14 protein-coding genes and 2 pseudogenes are annotated in these 19,116 nt (G+C 37.9%); 4 read left to right on the top strand and 12 right to left on the bottom strand.

All coding sequences use genetic code 11. The features are described 5' to 3' along the window. Positions 1 to 135 precede the first annotated feature (135 nt). Both I4641_RS16555 and I4641_RS16550 read left to right on the top strand, forming a co-directional pair. Entirely contained in the window at positions 136 to 732 is a 597-nt protein-coding gene (locus I4641_RS16555) for a sigma-70 family RNA polymerase sigma factor (RefSeq protein WP_229641687.1), read from the top strand. A 4-nt stretch (positions 733 to 736) separates the two neighbouring features. Then, the gene (locus I4641_RS16550; RefSeq protein ID WP_229641686.1) at positions 737 to 1,501 is read left to right on the top strand and encodes an anti-sigma factor; all 765 of its coding nucleotides are present in this window, start codon (positions 737 to 739) and stop codon (positions 1,499 to 1,501) included. A gap of 82 nt (positions 1,502 to 1,583) precedes the next feature. On the opposite strand, the pseudogene I4641_RS16545 reads toward I4641_RS16550, so the two are convergent. After that, positions 1,584 to 1,718 (bottom strand): annotated as a pseudogene (locus tag I4641_RS16545) (IS5/IS1182 family transposase); the annotation flags it as partial. A 13-nt stretch (positions 1,719 to 1,731) separates the two neighbouring features. Between I4641_RS16545 and I4641_RS16540 the strand changes: the two are divergent. Then, positions 1,732 to 2,160: pseudogene (locus I4641_RS16540) on the top strand (glutamate ligase domain-containing protein); the annotation flags it as partial. A gap of 59 nt (positions 2,161 to 2,219) precedes the next feature. Here the strand turns inward: I4641_RS16540 and I4641_RS16535 are convergent. From I4641_RS16535 to I4641_RS16505, 7 genes are all read right to left on the bottom strand, one after another. Continuing rightward, a complete protein-coding gene (locus I4641_RS16535; RefSeq protein WP_229641684.1) occupies positions 2,220 to 3,194 on the bottom strand; it encodes an alpha/beta fold hydrolase in 975 nt (324 codons plus the stop codon). A 25-nt stretch (positions 3,195 to 3,219) separates the two neighbouring features. Beyond that, positions 3,220 to 8,871 (bottom strand): translocation/assembly module TamB domain-containing protein, encoded by a 5,652-nt coding sequence (locus I4641_RS16530; RefSeq protein WP_229641683.1) that lies wholly within the window; start codon positions 8,869 to 8,871, stop codon positions 3,220 to 3,222. 292 nt (positions 8,872 to 9,163) lie between these two features. After that, positions 9,164 to 9,784, bottom strand: a complete 621-nt coding sequence (gene tmk / locus I4641_RS16525) for a dTMP kinase (RefSeq protein WP_229641682.1) — start codon at positions 9,782 to 9,784, stop codon at positions 9,164 to 9,166. A gap of 45 nt (positions 9,785 to 9,829) precedes the next feature. Continuing rightward, complete coding sequence (locus I4641_RS16520; protein WP_229641681.1) at positions 9,830 to 11,302, bottom strand: FAD-dependent oxidoreductase; 1,473 nt, start codon at positions 11,300 to 11,302, stop codon at positions 9,830 to 9,832. Between the two features lie 67 nt (positions 11,303 to 11,369). After that, positions 11,370 to 12,113: a response regulator gene (locus I4641_RS16515; RefSeq protein WP_229641680.1), complete on the bottom strand. Its 744-nt coding sequence runs from the start codon at positions 12,111 to 12,113 to the stop codon at positions 11,370 to 11,372. Between the two features lie 328 nt (positions 12,114 to 12,441). After that, a complete protein-coding gene (locus tag I4641_RS16510) occupies positions 12,442 to 12,624 on the bottom strand; it encodes a hypothetical protein (RefSeq protein ID WP_229641679.1) in 183 nt (60 codons plus the stop codon). A gap of 55 nt (positions 12,625 to 12,679) precedes the next feature. Next, positions 12,680 to 12,844, bottom strand: a complete 165-nt coding sequence (locus tag I4641_RS16505; protein ID WP_229641678.1) for a DUF8624 family small hydrophobic protein — start codon at positions 12,842 to 12,844, stop codon at positions 12,680 to 12,682. A gap of 244 nt (positions 12,845 to 13,088) precedes the next feature. On the opposite strand from I4641_RS16505, the gene I4641_RS16500 reads away from it, so the two are divergent. Continuing rightward, positions 13,089 to 15,659, top strand: a complete 2,571-nt coding sequence (locus I4641_RS16500; RefSeq protein ID WP_229641677.1) for a protein kinase domain-containing protein — start codon at positions 13,089 to 13,091, stop codon at positions 15,657 to 15,659. Between the two features lie 324 nt (positions 15,660 to 15,983). Here the strand turns inward: I4641_RS16500 and I4641_RS16495 are convergent, their stop codons facing one another. The 4 genes from I4641_RS16495 to ftsZ form a co-directional block, all read right to left on the bottom strand. After that, positions 15,984 to 16,343, bottom strand: coding sequence for a DUF760 domain-containing protein (locus tag I4641_RS16495; protein ID WP_229641676.1), 360 nt, complete (start codon positions 16,341 to 16,343; stop codon positions 15,984 to 15,986). 85 nt (positions 16,344 to 16,428) lie between these two features. Next, the gene (gene scpB, locus I4641_RS16490; protein WP_229641675.1) at positions 16,429 to 16,929 is read right to left on the bottom strand and encodes an SMC-Scp complex subunit ScpB; all 501 of its coding nucleotides are present in this window, start codon (positions 16,927 to 16,929) and stop codon (positions 16,429 to 16,431) included. A 23-nt stretch (positions 16,930 to 16,952) separates the two neighbouring features. Next, positions 16,953 to 17,756 carry a bifunctional hydroxymethylpyrimidine kinase/phosphomethylpyrimidine kinase gene (gene thiD / locus I4641_RS16485; protein ID WP_229641674.1) on the bottom strand — a complete coding sequence of 268 codons (804 nt, stop codon included), beginning with the start codon at positions 17,754 to 17,756 and terminating at the stop codon, positions 16,953 to 16,955. A gap of 17 nt (positions 17,757 to 17,773) precedes the next feature. Then, complete coding sequence (gene ftsZ, locus I4641_RS16480) at positions 17,774 to 19,045, bottom strand: cell division protein FtsZ (protein WP_229641673.1); 1,272 nt, start codon at positions 19,043 to 19,045, stop codon at positions 17,774 to 17,776. Between the last annotated feature and the right edge of the window lie 71 nt (positions 19,046 to 19,116).

The following is a 19,116-nucleotide window of genomic DNA, read 5'->3' as shown; positions in this document are numbered from 1 at the left end:
AATAAAAAAATAAAGGTGATTTAGTTAATGCAATGTAAATACGTCTAAGCTTATTAAGATGTTTTTTCAACTCAATAAATTTTAGACAGCCCAGAAGAAGATATTATGTAGCAATGCCATATTTAGTCTTAATATATGTCTTCTGAAGCACCCAGTAATTATTCTGAGGATAATAATCTCCATCAGACTGATGCAAATTTATTTGTGCGGTTACAAAACGGAGAAACCGATACCTTGGCAATTTTATACGATCGGCATGTAGGTTTAGTCTATGGCATAAGCTGGAACTTATTAGGCAACACTGCCGAGGCAGAAGATCTGACTCAAGATATTTTTCTAAATTTGACTAAGAAATGTTCTTACGATCCTCAAAGGGGAAGTTTACGCACATATTTAAGAATATTAACGCGATCGCGTGCATTAGATCGGCTCAGATCCCGTTCTAGACAGCAAAGAATTCGTAACCAAGCTTTAAATGAAAATGCTAAAGTGTTGTCGGAAAGTCCGATGGAAGAAGCCGTTCAAATAGAGCGATCGCATAAGATTGTAGAGGCTTTAAAGCAGCTATCAATAAAAGAACGAGAAGTATTAAGAATGGCATATTATCAAGGGTTAAGCCAGTCAGAAATTGCTCAACGACTAGGTACTGCTTTAGGTACAGTAAAATCAAGAACTCGCCGTGGTTTACTCAAGTTGCGACAGGCTCTTACTGATTCTAGAGATAGGTCATAATATCATGTCAACACTACCGCCAGAATGCGAACAACTATTAATATCAGGTTATGTATTGGGCAATTTGAGTCCTGCTGAAGCTCTTTTATTTCAAGAAATGCTAGCGGAAGATCCCAGCTTAAACGAGCAGGTTATAGCTATGCAGGAGGCTCTAGACTTAACCTATGCTCCTCTAGAAATGTTGCCCCCAGTCACCCTTCGCGATCGCATATTGGCAGCATCAAATACGGAAATTACCAAGTCTACCATTACTAATAATTTAGAAAGTGCTTCTCCCAAGTATGTATTACCCTGGAACAAAATTTTAGGGGCGATCACTTTAACTCTAATCACTACTTTAGGTATCGCTAACTACCGTCTGTGGCGATCTGTGCAAATCGCTAAAAATATAGATATCGGTACAAACATTCAAAAAGACAAGCTTACCTATTTATTGAATGGTGAAGATGTAAACCAAAAGGCGCAACTAATTATCAACTCCAATCAACTAAGTGCTACTTTAAATGTTGAGAATTTACCTCCTTTGCCTCCAAATAAGGTCTACGCATTATGGACTGTAATAGATAAAGATTTGCCCTACACTACGGATCAAAAAGGAGCTATTTTAACAGCAGTTTTTCAACCAAATGAACTAGGTGATTTTGCTCAAGAAATTGCTTTACCCCAGCCTCATCTTGAACCAAGAACAATTAAAAAAATTGCCATGACAATTGAAAATATATCTGCTCCTCAAGCTCACTTAGGATCAATTTTTATGTCTACAAAATAACTGAAATGCACTATTATCGATTCTTAAATAATTATTTATTAGATCTCTTGCATAATTGCATTGAGGTTCTGATATGAAGGTTTCAGGCGGATAAAGATAGTTCGTAATTATAAATTGATGCCAGCAATTTACAACGTAAACCATAGCGTCTTCGTCGATTACGATAACGTTCAGAAAAGATGCGGAAAATTTTGAGGCGACGATTTATATGCTCAATACTGTAGTTTAGACTAACGGGAAGGCGATCGCGTCGCTACGATTTGGCTAATGATATTGTAGTCTTGGATGAAACCTATAATGCGGGTTTGGAGTCGATGCTAGCTGCGGTACAAATGCTCAAGGAAACCCCAGGTAAACGCCATATTGCCGTTTTAGGTACGATGAAAGAGTTGGGGGAATATTCACCCCAATTACACCGTCAGGTAGGAGAAAAAGGGCAAGAATTAGGGTTGGATATGTTGTTGGTTTTAGCCGATGAAAAAGCTACTCAAGAAATAGCTAAGGGTGCGGGAAATATTGCAACGGAATGTTTTAGCGATCGCGCTACTCTAACTACTAAATTAAAACAAATAATGCGATCGGGCGATCGTATTCTTTGTAAGGCTTCTAATTCTGTTGGTTTGAATGAGGTAGTTGAGGAGTTGGTTGTTAGTGGTTGATGGTTATTGGTTATTAGTTAACTAATAATTCTAATAATTATTAATTTTTGATACTTAGATTACTTTTGCAAAAACTCTAACATTTTCGCGATTGCCTTAACTACAATTTCTGGTTCGTCGATCCAAACAAAGTGGCTGCTATTACTGGCAGATATTTCTGTATAATTACTTGATAATAAACTTAAGTAATAATGTATTTTGTTTCTAAGTTTATTGATCATCTTTAAAGGTAATATGGCAGTGAAAATTGAAGGTTTGAAAAAGCTGTTGGACTTAATACTAATAACTGGCAGATCTTTAAAATTATTAGCTACTTTTAATTGACGACCACTGCGGTCCAGATTAATAAGCTCTCTTGCCATAGTTATCCAGTGATTATGACTATAAAAAGATCTTTTAACCCACTGTCTTTGTTGAGGAGAAAACTGTTTTAGTTCGGGTTTAACTAATTCAAATAAACCAACAGTTCCCATCAAGCGAATAATACCTAAAAGGGAACCAAAAATAGACATAATAAAGCCAGAAATAAACAAATACTTAACTGCCTTAACAGCCAAAGGCATATTCAACATTCCTGCTTCATGCAACCCGTCAGTAAGAATTAATCCTTTAACTTTATCGGGAAACTTATGAGTATAAAGACGCATATTATAACTACCAAAAGAATCTCCTACTAAAATATAAGGCGGTTCGATGTTAGCCTCAGTTAATAGCAAATCCCATTCTGCAACGATCGCTTCGCTACAGCGAGATTTACCACTAGGTTCACTCCAACCATAACCAGGGCGATCGCAAATACATACTCGCGTTAGTTTGGCTATTTCATCGATTAAAAAATATCCTTCAACACCGCCCAAACTATGGTCTAAAACAACTGTTATTTCACCCTTTCCTTTTATATATAAATGAATATTGTTTTCGTCAACGTTAATAATTTCTCCTGGTGGTATTAAACTTTTCTTTTCTTGAAAACTAGTAATTATATGAAAAATAGTAGTCAATAAAAATAACCAGTAATGCCAAGAAATATCCATATTATTTATCGATCGATGCCAAATATTAAAATCTCGATTCAAATTCAATTAAAACCCTAGTATTACCCTGATCTTCATTGCTTTCTTTTAACTCGCGATCGCTTCTGATCGATTTGAAATCACTAGAACCCCGCAACACAAAATATTTGTTGAGACGGTAGCGAAAACCATACTGAGTCGGAATATCATTGATATTCAAAATTCTCAACACAGAAAAAGAAAAATTATTAAACAAATTAAAAGCAATTTCTCCTGCAATTCCATCGCTATTACCATCATCGGGATTATCTTCATCTCCAATGATTTGAGTGGGAAATAAACGTACTTCTCCAATGGGAAAAGCATTATTAAATTCAGAATTAAGACTGCCAAATAAAGCCGAACCTGCCAAACTAGCTAAACCCAAAGTACTAGTATTGTTAGCTAAAGTTTCCACAAAACCACCACCCAATAAAGCTACTATTTCTGCTTGACTGCGGGGAGGACTACTAGTAAGTTCGATCTTATTAGTAATTTGGCTGGCTAGCCCTTTTACTTTAGCCTCAATTCTCACAGTTTCTAACGTACCCAAACTATCAGCATCAGGTTTTTCCGTGGGAGATGCTTCACTAGGTATGTTTCTACTACCTGTAGTTTCGATTGCCGAACCCACTAGCAACACATCCAAAAATGGATCGAGAATATTGTTACTAGAAAAACGAGCCGTATTCTTATAATCTCTAGACAAATTTAACTGAGTAGTAAACAAATTCACTTGACCCCGTTGTAGAGTAATAGTGCCACTAGGACTAGGTTGCAAAAAAGTACCGTTAATACCGAGATCTCCCGTCGCTAAAAAAGTAAAAATAGGCGGTTGACTAATTTGAATATCTTCTCCTAGTTTTAGTTGAAGATTTTTATATTGCGTAATAGCTGCAATACTTTCTTCGGTGTTGCGTCGCTTGATGGCACTAATTTTACTACCTGTGGTGATATTCTTTTCTGGATTGCTATTAGGATCGCTTTCATCTACTAATAAAATCGTACCGTCAAACAGAGTAATGTTGCCTGTAATAATCGGTTCGGTAGCTTTACCTAAGATCCTAATCCTTCCTTTGAGACCACCATCATATAATTTTGGTACATCAACGGCAATTTTATTAAAATCAATGGTTAAAGGATTGGGAGAACCAGGTTTATTGAGAGGAATAGTCCCCGCAGCTAATACTTGACCCCCACCAAAATCTCCTGTAAAACTATTAACTCTAATATTGCTGAGGTCGAAAAATACCTCACTGTCAATGTTGGTAAGCAAATTATTAGGTAAGTTTTTAATTGCAACCGTGGCATTTTGAATATTCGCCGTACCTTGGGCTACTAGCTTGCGGGGTAGATTCTGTTTGGCATCGAGTACCCCAGAAATATCCAGCACGATCTCCCCCATACCGTCGATCCACTTCAATTCTCCTCGGGAAAAAATATCCAATAAAGCCAAGCCTTTATCTTTGACGTTTAGTTGTAGTTCTAAGCGATCGCTTTGAGGTTCGACAGCAGCAAAAGGCAACTTATAAGGAATACTACCCCGAAGAAGGAGAGGATCGGCATCTTCGGCAATATTACTACTGGCGGAAAAATCAAGACGAGAATTTCTGTAGTTAAAACTCCCTTTCGTAGACTGGATCGAAGTCTCATTGAGAGAAGCATTATCTATTCTTAGTTCTCCTCTGGCTTGAGGTTCTTTTTGCGTCCCTGCAATACTAGCAGAGGCGTTAATTAATCCATCTAAAGCTAATTCTGGAGGCAAAGAAAACAGTTGCTCGATTAATTTAACAGGCACTTCTACCAATCGAAACTGTCCTGAATGGGTTTCTCCGCCAAATGTCCCCGTAAATAATAAGGTAGGAGAAGAAGCATTGATTTTATTTTCCGACTCCGCTGAGTTTTCTCTCAAAATGGGATTTTCTAGTTGAATAGAGACGGGTAATAGGGTTAAAATCCCTTCTCGGAGATTACCTTGAAGAACGATCTTTTTACTAGTTAAGTTTCCCCATCGCCACTTCTCCCCCAAAAATTGAAATTCCGAACTTAAGCCGTCGTTAAAAGAGCCAGAAACATCGATATTTCCATCAAAAGTCCCTTTTAAATTCTTAATAGGGGGAATTATAGCTGTTTGTCGTTCTTGCTCGATCGAAGCCAACCATGCTTCTATGGTCGAGAGTAACTCTAGCTGTTCAAATATAGGTGCATCTTTTAAGCCAATATCAAATAAGGGTGCTTTGCCAGATGAGGAAGACTCATATAAATTGTTAGCATCTCCATAATTGCGATCGCTAAAAATACGACTGAGATCGGTTAATTCAAATATTTGCAGCGCGACTAAAATATCTTGAATTTGTCCGCCATTAATCGACACCCGACCATCAACGATAAAATCATCTGGTTTTTGTTTGATGTTTCCTTGCAGTTTATAGGTACTATTCCGTTGTTGGAATTCTACGTCTTGAATGGCAAAATAACCATTAGCATATTGGAAATCTCCCTTTAATAAATCTCCCCGAATACTGGCTAAAGCTGGAGATTCGATGGTGACGTTTTCTCCTGAAGTAGCTAAAGTATTGAGATTAAAAATAAAGTCTCCCGACAATTCGCCATCTATCGGCTGAATAGCTATGTTTTCGGGTACTTCTAGGTCATCGCTTTTGAGGGCAATAGTTTTAATTAATTGTACGGGAATATTCTGGGTCGTCATTTCAATAATTTCTTCTTTTCCCGTACCCACAATTGAAATGTAGTCTTGAACGATCGCAAATCCTAGAGGAGAGAAGTTTTTATCTAAAACTAGCTCAATTTTATCGAGGGGTTTAATTTCTGGATCAAGATCGGCAGCAGTAGAAAAAAGAGGCGCGGTAATAATTTCTTGTAAGTCTAAACTTACGCCAGTTTCGGGAGATATTTGAACATTTCCTGCTAAAAAAGGGTCAAAGTTGATTTCTTCTACTCTAAAGTCTTTTAAACTTATGTTTCCTGCAATTTTCATTGCCGAGGGAATACCACTAATCTGTCCTGAAAAGTCTCCTCTACCTGAATAGTCGAGATTAGTCGCCCAAGTCGGTAGAGTTAAACGCAGCTTGGTAATATCAATTTCTTTCGCCCTATCGACATCAAACTCAAAATATTCTACTGCGACTAATTTATCGGGAATATCGCTAAAAAAGCTGGGGTCTAGGTCAATATAACCCATTGCATCCAAATCATCTCCTTGGGCTTTTAGTACATCTAACCGTCTGCCATCCCAAGCTACTTTTGCCTCAAAGGGTTGTTCTAATAGATCGATACCCTGGCTAAAGCTGACATCTCCTGTAGCCGATACGGCGGTAGGACTGAGGTTATCTACTTGTCCCGTTACCGCCAGCTTTCCTCCCAGTTTTCCCTTAAGCTCTAGATCGTCGGAATCAGGATCGGCAAATAGGCTCAAGTCTACATTTTGGGGTGCTACTTGGGCGTTAAATTGCCCGTTGGCGATCGCCAAATCCTCGGCAGCAAACACTCCTTCTGGTAGAGTCAAACTACCATTCCCCCTAGCTTTAATCCCTTCTGGGGTAATATTATCAGTCGTCCCCGCTAAATTGAGCGTGCCATTAACCAATCCTGCAAATTGATCGGGAGTAGTCGAGCTTAATTCTTTTAATTTTAAATCTTTTCCTTTAGCGATCGCCGTCCAATTTTGATCGACTATGGTTAAATCATCTACCCTAACTCTTCCTTGTGCCAGGGTTAAGTCGCCAAAACCGTTAATTAACGTCTGAGGTTGAGCCTTATCGGGAATATTGCCCGTCAGATAAAATTCACCGCTGAGATTATCGTTAAACTCGTTAGGTAATTCGGGGAAAAGACGCTGGAGTTTTAGATTTTTTGTATCAATATTCGCAGCCCAATTACCATCAGCTAAAGATATTTTCGGTAGGACTATTTTCCCCCCCACGGTATTGAGATCGGCTTTTCCTCTGGCATCAACTAAATCCAAATTACCGACATCACTAGTCCCCGATACATCAAATTTGCCATCAATTACCCCTTTGGCAATAGTTGGCGCACTTCCTTCTCCAAAAGGCAAACTGCCAAATTCTACCCCCAATGTGGTTAGATCTGATGTCCAGATGCCTTTGCCATAATCAAGATTATCAACTTTAACTACACCGTTACCCAAAGCAAAATTTGCTTTTCCTTTACGAAAGCGTAGAGTCGAGAGATCCCCCGCCTGGGCTGATATATTGGTCGAGCCTGAAATAGTACCAATATCTACAGGTAATTCATTGTTATAGCTACGAGCGATCGCTTTGCCCGAAACATTATTTGCCGTAATGTTGAATACTAGATTTTGCAACCCATCTAACTGCAATTTACCATTTCCTGCGATCGTTCCACCGCTTTTAGGCAGACTAGTAAACTGTTTCACCGAAAGAGTTGTACCTATTATTTCTAGATCGGCATTAATTTGTTTGAAATCAACCTTATCAATTGTAGTAGGACTCGCGCTAGCGATATCTAATTTAACGACAGGATTTTCTAAGTTTCCTCTAACTTGTATATCTCCTGTTATTTTGCCTTCAATGGGAACAGGGGCTTCTAATTCTAGAGCATTAATCACTTTGCTCGCTTCTATTGGCTTTATCTTCGTATCGATCTGATAATCGCCTTCTTCTGCTAGATTTAATTTACCCGATGCTTTCCCCGACACTTCCCCAAAATTGGTTGCTATATCGTCGAGTTTTATTTCTGTACCTTGAAAATGTATTTTGCCATCGCTATTTTGAAACGGTTTGACTAGGTTGGGAATCTGCAAGCCAACACCATCTAAATCTAAAACTCCATATAATAATGGCAGAGATATATCTGTTAAAACTATATCCAGTTTTCCGTCAATATTTCCTCGACCGAATTCAATTGGCAAAGCTACTAAATTACTGATTTCTCCCGCATCTAAATTTTCTGCATCTATTTTTATTTCAATAATTCCCGTGTTGGTATTCCCTAGACCATCAAGAGCAAATTTACCCCCTGCAATTAATTCTGCATTCGCATCAAATTTAATTTGACCGTCTGTAGGAAGGGCGATAATTTCTCCTATCTTGGCTCGGACAGGAGGGTTCAGGGCTTTTGTTTCGGAATTATAAGCCACGAGAGCAAGCTGTCCCCCCTGGAGTTGAATTGAGGTTACTTCAACTTTGATTCCCCCCTCTGATTCGCCATCCGAGCCAAAATCTGTCGGAGTCCATTTTTTAGATTCATCTTGTTCGATATAAACATCGGGCTTTTCTAAAATAATGTCTATCTTTAATTTCCGAGTACGTAAGAAATAGAGGGGGGCGAGATTGACTTTGACTGTATTGACTTTAACAAAATCGGGATTATCATTCGTTGCAGGAAGCGCGCTATTACCAAATTTTGCTCCTGTAGGGAAAATAGTTTTGAGCTCGCCTAATTCTAAGGGGCGGTGGAGATAATTACCTGCCTCTGTTTCGATTAAAGGTACTAATTTTTGCCTGACAAAATACCAACCATAAAGTAGACCACTACCCGCACCGCCTAAGAGTAAAATTGCTAGGGTGATGATTATCTTGCGCCACCAACTAGTAGAAGCTGTTGCCCTATCTTGGTTTGGGCTATCCTCTCGATCGTGTTTGGGGTCTTGCTTCATCTTAATGATTGTGGTCTGTAGCTAAGAATGCCCCTAGCAAAAATAATATATTGTTTTTGCTAGTGAGTTATGGCTGTTTTTTACCGTGAATCTATGAATATAGAAGATGAATTTCGCCGATTAGTTGCACAATATTAATTTTTTTTTAAATTAAATAAGAACAAGTATAACCAATCTTCGATTCTATCGCCTATTGGCAAGAGAGAAATTACAACTAAATATTTAATCGATGAAATCCCTAGTAATACTAGAAGTAGTTGTTAGTTGTTAGTTATTAGTTATTATTTATTGGCTATTTTTGAGTAATGTAATTGACTATTTTTTGATGAATAATTTGAAGGCTATTTGTCCCATCAATTGAGAGCAATTTGCCTTGATAGGCAGCAAATATTTTTTGATATTGTTCTCGAACTAGGGTTAACTTACTCTTCGTTTCGTATATTTCTTGTAAGGATCGTTCTTGTAATCTTGCTAAAGATACTTCAATAGGAATATCAATATAAATTGTCAGATCTGGATTAGGAAAACGATCGTTTAGTTTTTGAATAAAAGCAAATTTTTCAGGACTCTCACAATTGTATGCTAAAGAAGAAAAATAATAGCGGGTGCTAATTACATGGTAGTTATCTTCGATTAATTTGAATACTCCATCAAGATCATTATATAAATGGTCGTGGCGATCGGCAGCAAAAAGATATGCCATTTGCTCGTCAAATAAATCGCGATCGCGACTAAATAAAATCCTTTGTTTTAGTGCTTGGCGAATCATATTCCCAATGATGCCATCGGAAGGCTCGGGACTTATTACTACTCGTTCTTTATGATTGAGGAAATAGTCTTTTAATAGTTCTGCTTGAGTGGTTTTTCCGCAACTATCTATTCCCTCAAATACGATAAATAATTTTTTGCTCATTGGTTATTGCTTATTGGTTATTGCTCATTGGTTATTGCTCATTGGTTATTTATTCTTGCGCCAAGAAAACCAACGTTTAAGACGATTTGATAGTTGAGAATTTTGCTGTATTTTTTGTTGATAAAAATCTTCTAATGCTAATTCTAAGATCTCTGTCATACTAGGATAAATAGTAGGTATCGATATAGAAGTTAATCCTCTCATGGGATTATGATCTAACTTTATTTTATGTTGCATCATTAATGCAGGAATAGTAATTAACTCTACTGCGCGATCGCCAAATAAACTACAACCTAATATTTCACCTTGGCGACTGATTAATAACTTACACATCCCAGGATTACTATCTAATATTTGTCCCTGGGCTGTGTTATTAAAATATTGCCGAATTACATACACTTTTCCCTTATATTGTTGTTTAGCTTGTCTTTCATTCAAACCTACTCTAGCTAATTTTGGTCGAGTTAAAACAGCCCAAGGAAGAGCATGATAATTAGTTTTATACCAGGAAAAAAATAAAGTATTTTTCAAAATTAGATTAACTTCATAACGAGCAATATTCGGCAAACAATATCCTCCAATGAGATCGCCACAAGCATAAATATGAGGATTAGTAGTTGCTAGTTTGCGATCGACATAAACCCGTTTTTCATCATATTTGACATCTACCCCTGCAAGATTTAGATCTCTAATATTTGGTCGACGATAATCGGCAATTATAATTTCATCTGCGGATAAAGCCCGATTTCCAGCCTGTAGCCATTTTAGATTGTCAATCTGTTTAATCTGGCTCACAACTGAATTAGTAAAGATATTGATTCCTTCTGCTTCTAACTTTGCCTGCACTAAAGTACTTAAATCTCGATCTTCTTGCGGTAATATTCTATTTTGTTTGACAACTAAAGTAATTTTCTTCTCAAATCTTGCCAGAGTTTGAGCCAATTCTAAGGCAGTTGGATCTCCTCCAACAATAATAATATTAGAGGGTAAATTAGCTAAATCTCCCTCGGCTAAATCCCTTAAAGTTAAATAGTTTATTGCACCATCATTATCCCCAAAATCAGGCAAAAAATAAGAGCCTGTTGCCAATAAAAAACGACGCGATCGCAATCTTCTTTGTTTGACTTGTAATCCTAATTTTGGCAGTCGAAAAAACTCTCCTTTACCCACAATGACATCAACACCCAACGCTGCCAAACTAGACAAGGAATTTAAGTTTTTTACGGCTGCATTACCATTCTCAATCCAAGTCTGCGCCTTATCTAAAGAAACAGTATTTAGGTTGGTTTCTTCGGCGATAAAAAAGCCATTTTCTAAAGAGTAGTTGAAATCGCCAATTTCAGCCAAACTACAGTTAAATGAGGTGTCATTGGGCAAATATTCGCCTTGGGGAAGCTCAACAGAATTATCGGTTTGAGTCACCAGTGCAACGCGAGCTTGAAACCTAACAGCACTTTTTGCTGCATAGATACCAGCCCAACTGCTACCAACTACCACCAAGTCATACTCTAATGTCATGCCAGTTAAAACCTAGAGTTAACAATCAAATAAACCAGATCAAAGCATATTGACGATCAAACAAATATTAATTAAACACAGAAAATGCAGCTAATATTATTGCCATCAATGCCACAATAATACAGCCCATTTGAACTTTAAAAAGATATTTAATATTTTGTTCTAATCGTTCCTGATTGTATTTCATGCGATCTACTTTAAATTGTAGATGAGAGTCGCGATCGCGTAGAATAGCCATTTCTTTTTGCAATAGCCCTTCTATTTTACGTTCTAAATTTTCTTCTAGGTTTTTTTCTCCAGATTTTTCCAACTCATCTTCTAATTTATTAAAAGATTTAGATAAATAACTAACTTTTTTTTTGATCTCAAAAATTTCCTCTGATTCTGGTTTTGCTTTGACAATTTTTTGTAAGTACTTTTCCGTTAATTCTACACTCAATTGAAAATAACCTTGGTTGACATAATAAATAGCATTTTTTAATTCTTGAGAGGTAGTCGTTTTAAGCAAATATCCTTTTGCACCATTTTCTAGTGCCAAGCTCAAATGTGCTTCATTATCGTGTACTGTTAAAATCAAAACTTTAGTTGTAACAAACTCTCTAGTAATTATTTTTGTAGCTGCCAGTCCATCCATTTTTGGCATTTCTACATCCATTAACACTACATCTGGCTGCAAGTTACGGATTTGTTCGATTGCATCTTGACCATTATTTGCAAAGCCAACTATCTCGATTTCAGCCTCTGATTTTAGATAGGTTTCTATCAGCCTATGAGTCAGATTTTGGTCGTCAACAACAAGAACACTAATCATGCAAGATTACAATTTTACTACCAGAGTATATTTGAGATAATGCGCTCAAATTACTCTGTTTTTAGATTTTGATTTAGTATACAGTTTTTAGAGGAAAATATTCAATTATAGATATTATTATCGATTGGTCTAATAATAACCATCTGAGATAACTAATTTTGTTGTATTTTGTGATTTTTTGTTATCTATTTAACACTGACAAAAATATAAACTAAATAAACTAAATAAATCAAAATATCCTGATTGCTTTTATTTTTATATAAAAAGTGGCGCACTGTGAGAGGCACTATTTGTCATAAGCTCCCAGATAGTGCCTTAATTTGTTTAATTAATTAAACCAACCACTCAACCAAATGGCGATGGTGCTTATACTAACCCCCACCACAACTGCTAGAGGCAAAATTATTCCTGTACTGGTCATTTTAACTATAGGAATTGAAATAGCCATCATTCCCGTTGCCAAACTCCAAATTATAGCCGTACTGCCAATTTTTGCGCCTTGTCCTTCCATCGATTGCTTTCCTCAACTGGGTATATTCCACTCTACAGACCAAAAAATCCGTTGCCTAAAGCTTAACGTAAGTCAAAATCGTGCTGAGATCCTCGGCAGATATGGGGGCGGGGGCTGCCATATCTGAAGGCAAAAAGATACGTATACTTACAGCAAACAAAGCCACCAGGAAAATCACTACTACAATCAAGGGAGCTATATATTGGCGAAAAATATTCATAGTTGATTTTAAATTAAAAATAAAATGAGTTTAATTTACATGATAAAACTAGTTTTCGATCCTATCTCACAGTGGTTTTTAAATCAATTAGAAGCATTTAGATCCGTATTTACACTGAAAGCAAATTTATCTAGTATTAATACTAACAATTTATCTGTATACTACCCTTAGCTATCATTCTGCTTAAACTCAATTGTGGATCGATGTTCGCTACAATTTAGTAATCTTGTGTCCACCAGATGTCATGTCAGACTCAGACTTTACCATTCCCATTTCTCAATCCGAAAACGATCGCGCTGAATCTAATGCTGAATATGGCTATAAAGTACTTAAGTCAGGGGACGTACTTAACCAAAGATTTCATATTGTTAGGGAACTAGGAAGTGGCGGTTTTGCTACTACTTATTTAGCTATAGATAAACAATCTGAAACAGAGAATAGATGCGCTGTCAAACAATTACAACCTAGATTTAATAGTTCGTCAATTTGGGCTAGTGCTAAAGAACGTTTGGCAACCGAAGCAATGGTGTTGCAATGGCTGGGGAAACACGATCGCATTCCTGATTTTATTGGTCATTTTGAAGAAAACAAACAATTCTATTTAGTTTTAGAATTCATCGAAGGAGAAGAGTTTGAACAAGAAGTTCGCCGTCAAACATTAAATGAAGCTCAAATAATTCAGTTTCTTTTTGATATTTTAGAAAGCCTAGAATCCGTTCACAAACAAGGTATAATTCATCGAGATATCAAGCCGTCAAATTTAATTCGTCGTAAAAAAGATGGCAAGATGATTTTGATCGATTTTGGTGCGGTCAAAGAAATTGGCACAATGGCATTTGATGTTAGCAAACAACAAGTTCAAACCCAAATTATTGGCACTCCTGGGTATATGCCCCCCGAACAAAATAATGGCAAACCAGTCTATAGCAGCGATATTTATGCTTTAGGTAGAACTGTTATTTTTGGTATGACTAATAAATCTCCTATGGAGTGGGAAGAATCAGAGTCTGGTGGAGTAAGTGCGTGGAATAAAAAAATAGCCATCAGCGAAGCTTTTTTAAAAATAATCAATCGCATGACTGCGGTAAATACCTCAGAACGCTATAGCAGTGCAACGGAGGTATTGCAGGATCTAAAGCCCTTAAATACGATCGAACAAACTATTGGTGATAAATACCAAATAGTTAAATTTTTAGGAGGTAAAAGAGAAATAAATTCTTATGTTGCTAACAGTCTATTAGCAGAAGATAAGTCGCGATATTATGTAGCAATAATTGAACCAGAAAATTCCGACTCATCACTATCTGAGATTACCAATCGGATTATGATAGGTTTGAATAACTTATCAATTATTGATAATTTTAACAGAACTCCTAAAGCGGTAGAATATTTTATCGATCGCTCTAGAATATATGTAGTTCAAGAATATATCGAAGGCAAAAATTTAGCTCAAATTATTGAAGATCAGTTTATTCTTTCTGAGGCCGAAGTAATTGATATCTTAACCGATACGGCGATCGCGCTTCAACCAATTCACAAGCAACAAATTATTCACGGAAATATCAAACCATCTAGTTTAATTAAACGGCAAAAAGACAACAAGATTGCCCTAGTTGATTTCGGGTTAGTCGAGGAGGCAATCGACCTAATCCCCGACAGTAAAACAGGCTATATACCCCCCGAACAAATTGCAGGAAGGGCTACCTATGTTAGCGACATTTACGCTTTGGGGATGACTGCAATTCATGTTTTGACTGGAACATCACCCCAGAAATTAGAAAAAAATCCCCGCACGGGGGAAATAATCTGGCATCGTAAAGCCAGGATTAGTCCCAGCTTTGCCAAGATTTTGGATCGGATGATTTGCTTAGATAAAAATCAACGATATCAGTCAGTCCAGAAAGTAATCAAAGACCTCAGAAAAATCAAACAAAAGTCAAAATTCAAGGGGTTTTATAAATATCTTCTAGTTTTACCGATTGTTGCTTTGGGAATTGCGATAGCCTACTCACAATGGGCACAAAGAGTCGCAATTCTAGAATTTTACCAAGGCGATCGATTCTTAAAAGATCAACAATACCAGCAAGCAATTGACTACTATAATAACGGTTTGAACAAACTCCCCAATACCAAGGGACAAATTAGAAATTTTGAGCCTGTATGGTTAAAAAAAGCTAAAGCCCAAAGACAGCTCAATCAATATGAAGAGGCATTAAAAACTTGTAGTACTGCTCTAAAATATTATCAAAGCCCTCAACTGTGGAATTGCAAGGCTCTTACTCTCTATAGTCTAGACCGATATGATTCTGCGGTCAAAGCCTACGATAGTGCTATTGAGATAGCTCCTGATGACGTGTGGTTGTGGAACAATCGTGGAGAAGCTTATGCACGCCTTCAACAAACAAATCAAGCCATTTTTGATTTCCAGAAAGCGATCGACCTCGCACCAGCCAAAAGTTTTGTTCCCTGGAATAACTTAGGCAAATTATATTATCAACAACAAGATTATCCACGAGCGATCGAGGCATATCAAGAGGCATTGAAGATCAAACCCGATTATTTACCTGCTTTAATTGGTTTGGGCAATGTACAAAAGTCCAGCCAACTTTACGATCTCGCTGTGGAGTCTTACGATCGCGCTTTAACGGTCAACCCAAATTATCACGAAGCTTGGTATGGCAAAGGATCTGTCGCCGAATATCTCAAGCAATATCGCAATGCTAGAGACTATTATCAACGAGCATCTCAATTAAAGCCAGATTGGTCGGCAGCAACCGATGCTTTAGAGCGAGTAAATCGCAAATTGGGGGTCTAAGATCATTGTTAATAAAATATTTAGTTGGGCTGCTTAGTTGAATACTTAAGGTTAGTCTAATAACAGATGAAAATTTCCCTTAAAGATTTAACCTATTGATTCTATGACATCAAATGAATTGCTTACCTTATTTCTCTTACTTAGCCCTGGCATGGCTTTATCCGTATTGCTCATGCTGACTTTTGCCAAAGGTGGTTAAATACTCTTCAATAGTTTTTCAGCCAGAAACATTCGTCAATAGATTCGATAAAATTGACTCTCAAAGCTATTTAGCTAAATCCAACCAGATTCGGTAACTAAAACCAAAAATCGAGAATCGTCGGTTTATTCTTCTGGCTTGTCATCGGTAAGAGAATGATTGGACATAGAAGAAGAGTTAGTTAGACTTTCTTCCAGGTCCATTCTCTTCTCTATTTGACACAAAAAATAGCCAGTCATCATTGCCGAAGCCAATAAATGAGCTAGATTTTCTCGATCGGTAGTTACTTTTACGTTAAAGTCTCCTGAAGGAAGCATTCCTACCAAACCCTGCACGTTTTGAGAAATAATTTGTTTGACTTCAGGGCTAGCAGATTGAGCTATTTGCGATAGGACTTCTGGATTCTGCTGACGCAGGTACTGCATCAAATTATTGTAATTCTGCTCTTGTTGTTCGGAATTCAAAAAATCAAAGTTAAATATCATTCGTTACCCAAATATGGATGTACGCTGCTTCTACTTTGACATAGTTTTGGTGTTAGTCGCTAGTAAAAAACAGCCTAACAACTAGCTAGGATATAGCCATATTGCTGATTTCAAAGTATTGATGAAATTTATTAGTCACTTCCAACCAATAGGATCGACCATCTGCTTGTTCTCGTTTGCGAATAAATCCTAATTTTACTAGTTCGCTAACTTGTTGATAAGCACTACTTCCTCGCAAATCGATTAATTCTGTTTGTAAGATGGGGTTTTTAATAGCTACTGCTGCTAAGGTACGCAACGCTCCTTTCCCTAACTCAGCAGGAACTAGTTCTTTAAGTAGATATCCATACTCATTTTTAAGCTGAAGACTGTATCCTGCCTCAGTTTCAGATATTTCTAAGGCACTGTCTCGATGAGCATAGTCATTCATTAATTCAATTAAAGCGTCTTCTACTAAGGCTCGATTTTCTGCGGATATTTTGCTGGATTCGCTTCCTTGTTGATAGAGATAAGCATATATTTCTTCGATGGAAAGGGGTCTGCCTTTAATATAAAAAATGGCTTCGATTTGGGTGGCTAGTTTCATTTCATTAATCTCAATCGATTATTCTAGATCTTCTTTATTAGAGGAAAAAAGTGACCGACTGGACCATTTCCCGCACCTATATTTAAAAAATTTTTTAAAGCCGCGGTGACATATTTTTTGGCTGCGATAACTGATGACCACAAATCTTGTTCTAAAGCCAAATTGGCGCAAATAGCTGCGGAAAGAGTGCATCCCGTACCGTGAGTATTAGAAGTCTCGATCGCTTTTTCTGACAAAATTTTCAACTCCGTACCGTCGTACCAAATATCGGTACCGCGATGGCTATTTAATAATCCACCACCCTTAACCAAAACTACTTTTGCTCCCAGCCGTTCGTAAATCGCCACAGCAGCCTGTTTGACTTCCTCAATGGTGTTTATAGTCAAACCGCTTAAAATTTCTGCCTCATAGCGATTGGGAGTGACAATAGCAGCCTGAGGAATTAGGAGTTTAGTTAATAATGCGATCGCATCATCATCGATCAACTGCACTCCCGCGCGAGAAACCATCACGGGGTCGACTACTAACTTAGAAAAACCAAATTTGTTTATTGATTCGGCTACCCCTTCAATAATCTCGCCATGGAGCAACATTCCTGTCTTAACAGAATTAACTGTAAAATCGCTGCCGACTGCTTCTATTTGAGCTTTAACCATAGATACAGTCATAGCTTCTACTTGAGTAACCCCCAGAGTATTTTGAGCCGTAACGCAAGTTAAGGCACTAGTGCCATGAACGCAGTGGAGGGCAAAAGTCTTCAGATCTGCTTGAATTCCTGCTCCGCCACCACTATCTGAACCAGCAATAGTTAAGGCTATTTGAGTCATAAACTTAGCTGCTCAATTTAGTTTTTGGGAAAGCGTCTTCTTTGCAGAAAATCGGGAATTTCGATTCGAGAGCGATCGGTTTCTTTAACTTTTGTTCTTTCTGGTGGTTGGGCGGTAGCCATAGAAGGAAAGACACTCCTCTGTTCTGCTTGGGGTTCTTCCAGTTCAAAATCATCCCCAGCTTCGCTGTCAAATCCCGTAGCAATGACGGTGATGCGTATTTCTCCGTCCATACTTTCATCAATCACCGCACCAAAAATAATATTGGCATCTTCATCCACCACTTCGTAAATACTATCGGCGGCGGCATTAACTTCGTGGAGGGTGAGGTCATATCCCCCCGTAATATTGATGACGACTCCTTTTGCTCCATGAATCGAAGCTTCTAACAAAGGAGAAGAAACGGCAGCCACAGCAGCCTCCCTAGCGCGGGATTTGCCCGAACCCATACCGATACCCATCAACGCCGAACCAGCATCCGCCATAATGGCGCGAACGTCGGCAAAATCAACATTAATTAACCCAGGAATAGTAATAATATCCGAGATCCCTTGAACGCCCTGACGCAAGACATCATCAGCTACGCCGAAAGCTTCCTGGACGGGAGTTTCTGGAGAAATAACTGATAATAATTGATTGTTGGGAATAATAATTAGAGTATCAACTCGACTGCGAAAAGCTTCAATTCCTTTTTCGGCTTGCTTGGTTCTTCTTCTACCTTCAAAAGTGAACGGGCGAGTCACGACTCCTACCGTCAAACAGCCCATTTCTTTTGCTACTTCCGCTGCAATGGGGGCTGCACCCGTTCCCGTACCGCCTCCCATACCTGCGGTAATAAATACTAAGTCGGTATTTTCCAGAGCGTGGGCTATTTCATCTCGTGATTCTTCGGCTGCTTTTTGTCCGATAGCAGGATTTCCTCCCGCCCCTAAGCCTCTAGTAATTTTTTGTCCTATTTGCAACTTTTGAGGAGCTTTAGCATTGTTCAAGGCTTGAGCATCGGTATTTATCGCCCAAAATTCAATGCCAGTGACTTGGCTGTCAATCATGCGGTTGACAGCATTACAGCCACCTCCGCCTACTCCCATTACCTTGATGTTGGCGACATTGCTAGGCACTATTTTGTTACTCCTATTTTCTTCTTTGGGAACTTGAAAACTACTATGATTAGCCTTGAAGGGTATCCCCATTCCGTTACTTGAAGAATTTTTTCCTAAAGCTAGGGGCGAGTCGGAATTGTAGTTGATTTCATTATTGAAAGTACGGACGAGTTTTTTCTCTAGAGACATGGGCGTAAATCACAGTTCCGTTTAGGTTTTCTTATAAACAATTTAACTTAACAGTTTGACTCAACTTATTA

The sequence above is a fragment of the Waterburya agarophytonicola KI4 genome (genome assembly GCF_020640915.1).
GTDB lineage: Bacteria > Cyanobacteriota > Cyanobacteriia > Cyanobacteriales > Xenococcaceae > Waterburya > Waterburya agarophytonicola.
The sequence above is the reverse complement of the archived record's forward strand: the minus strand, read 5'-3'. Positions and strand labels throughout refer to the sequence as shown.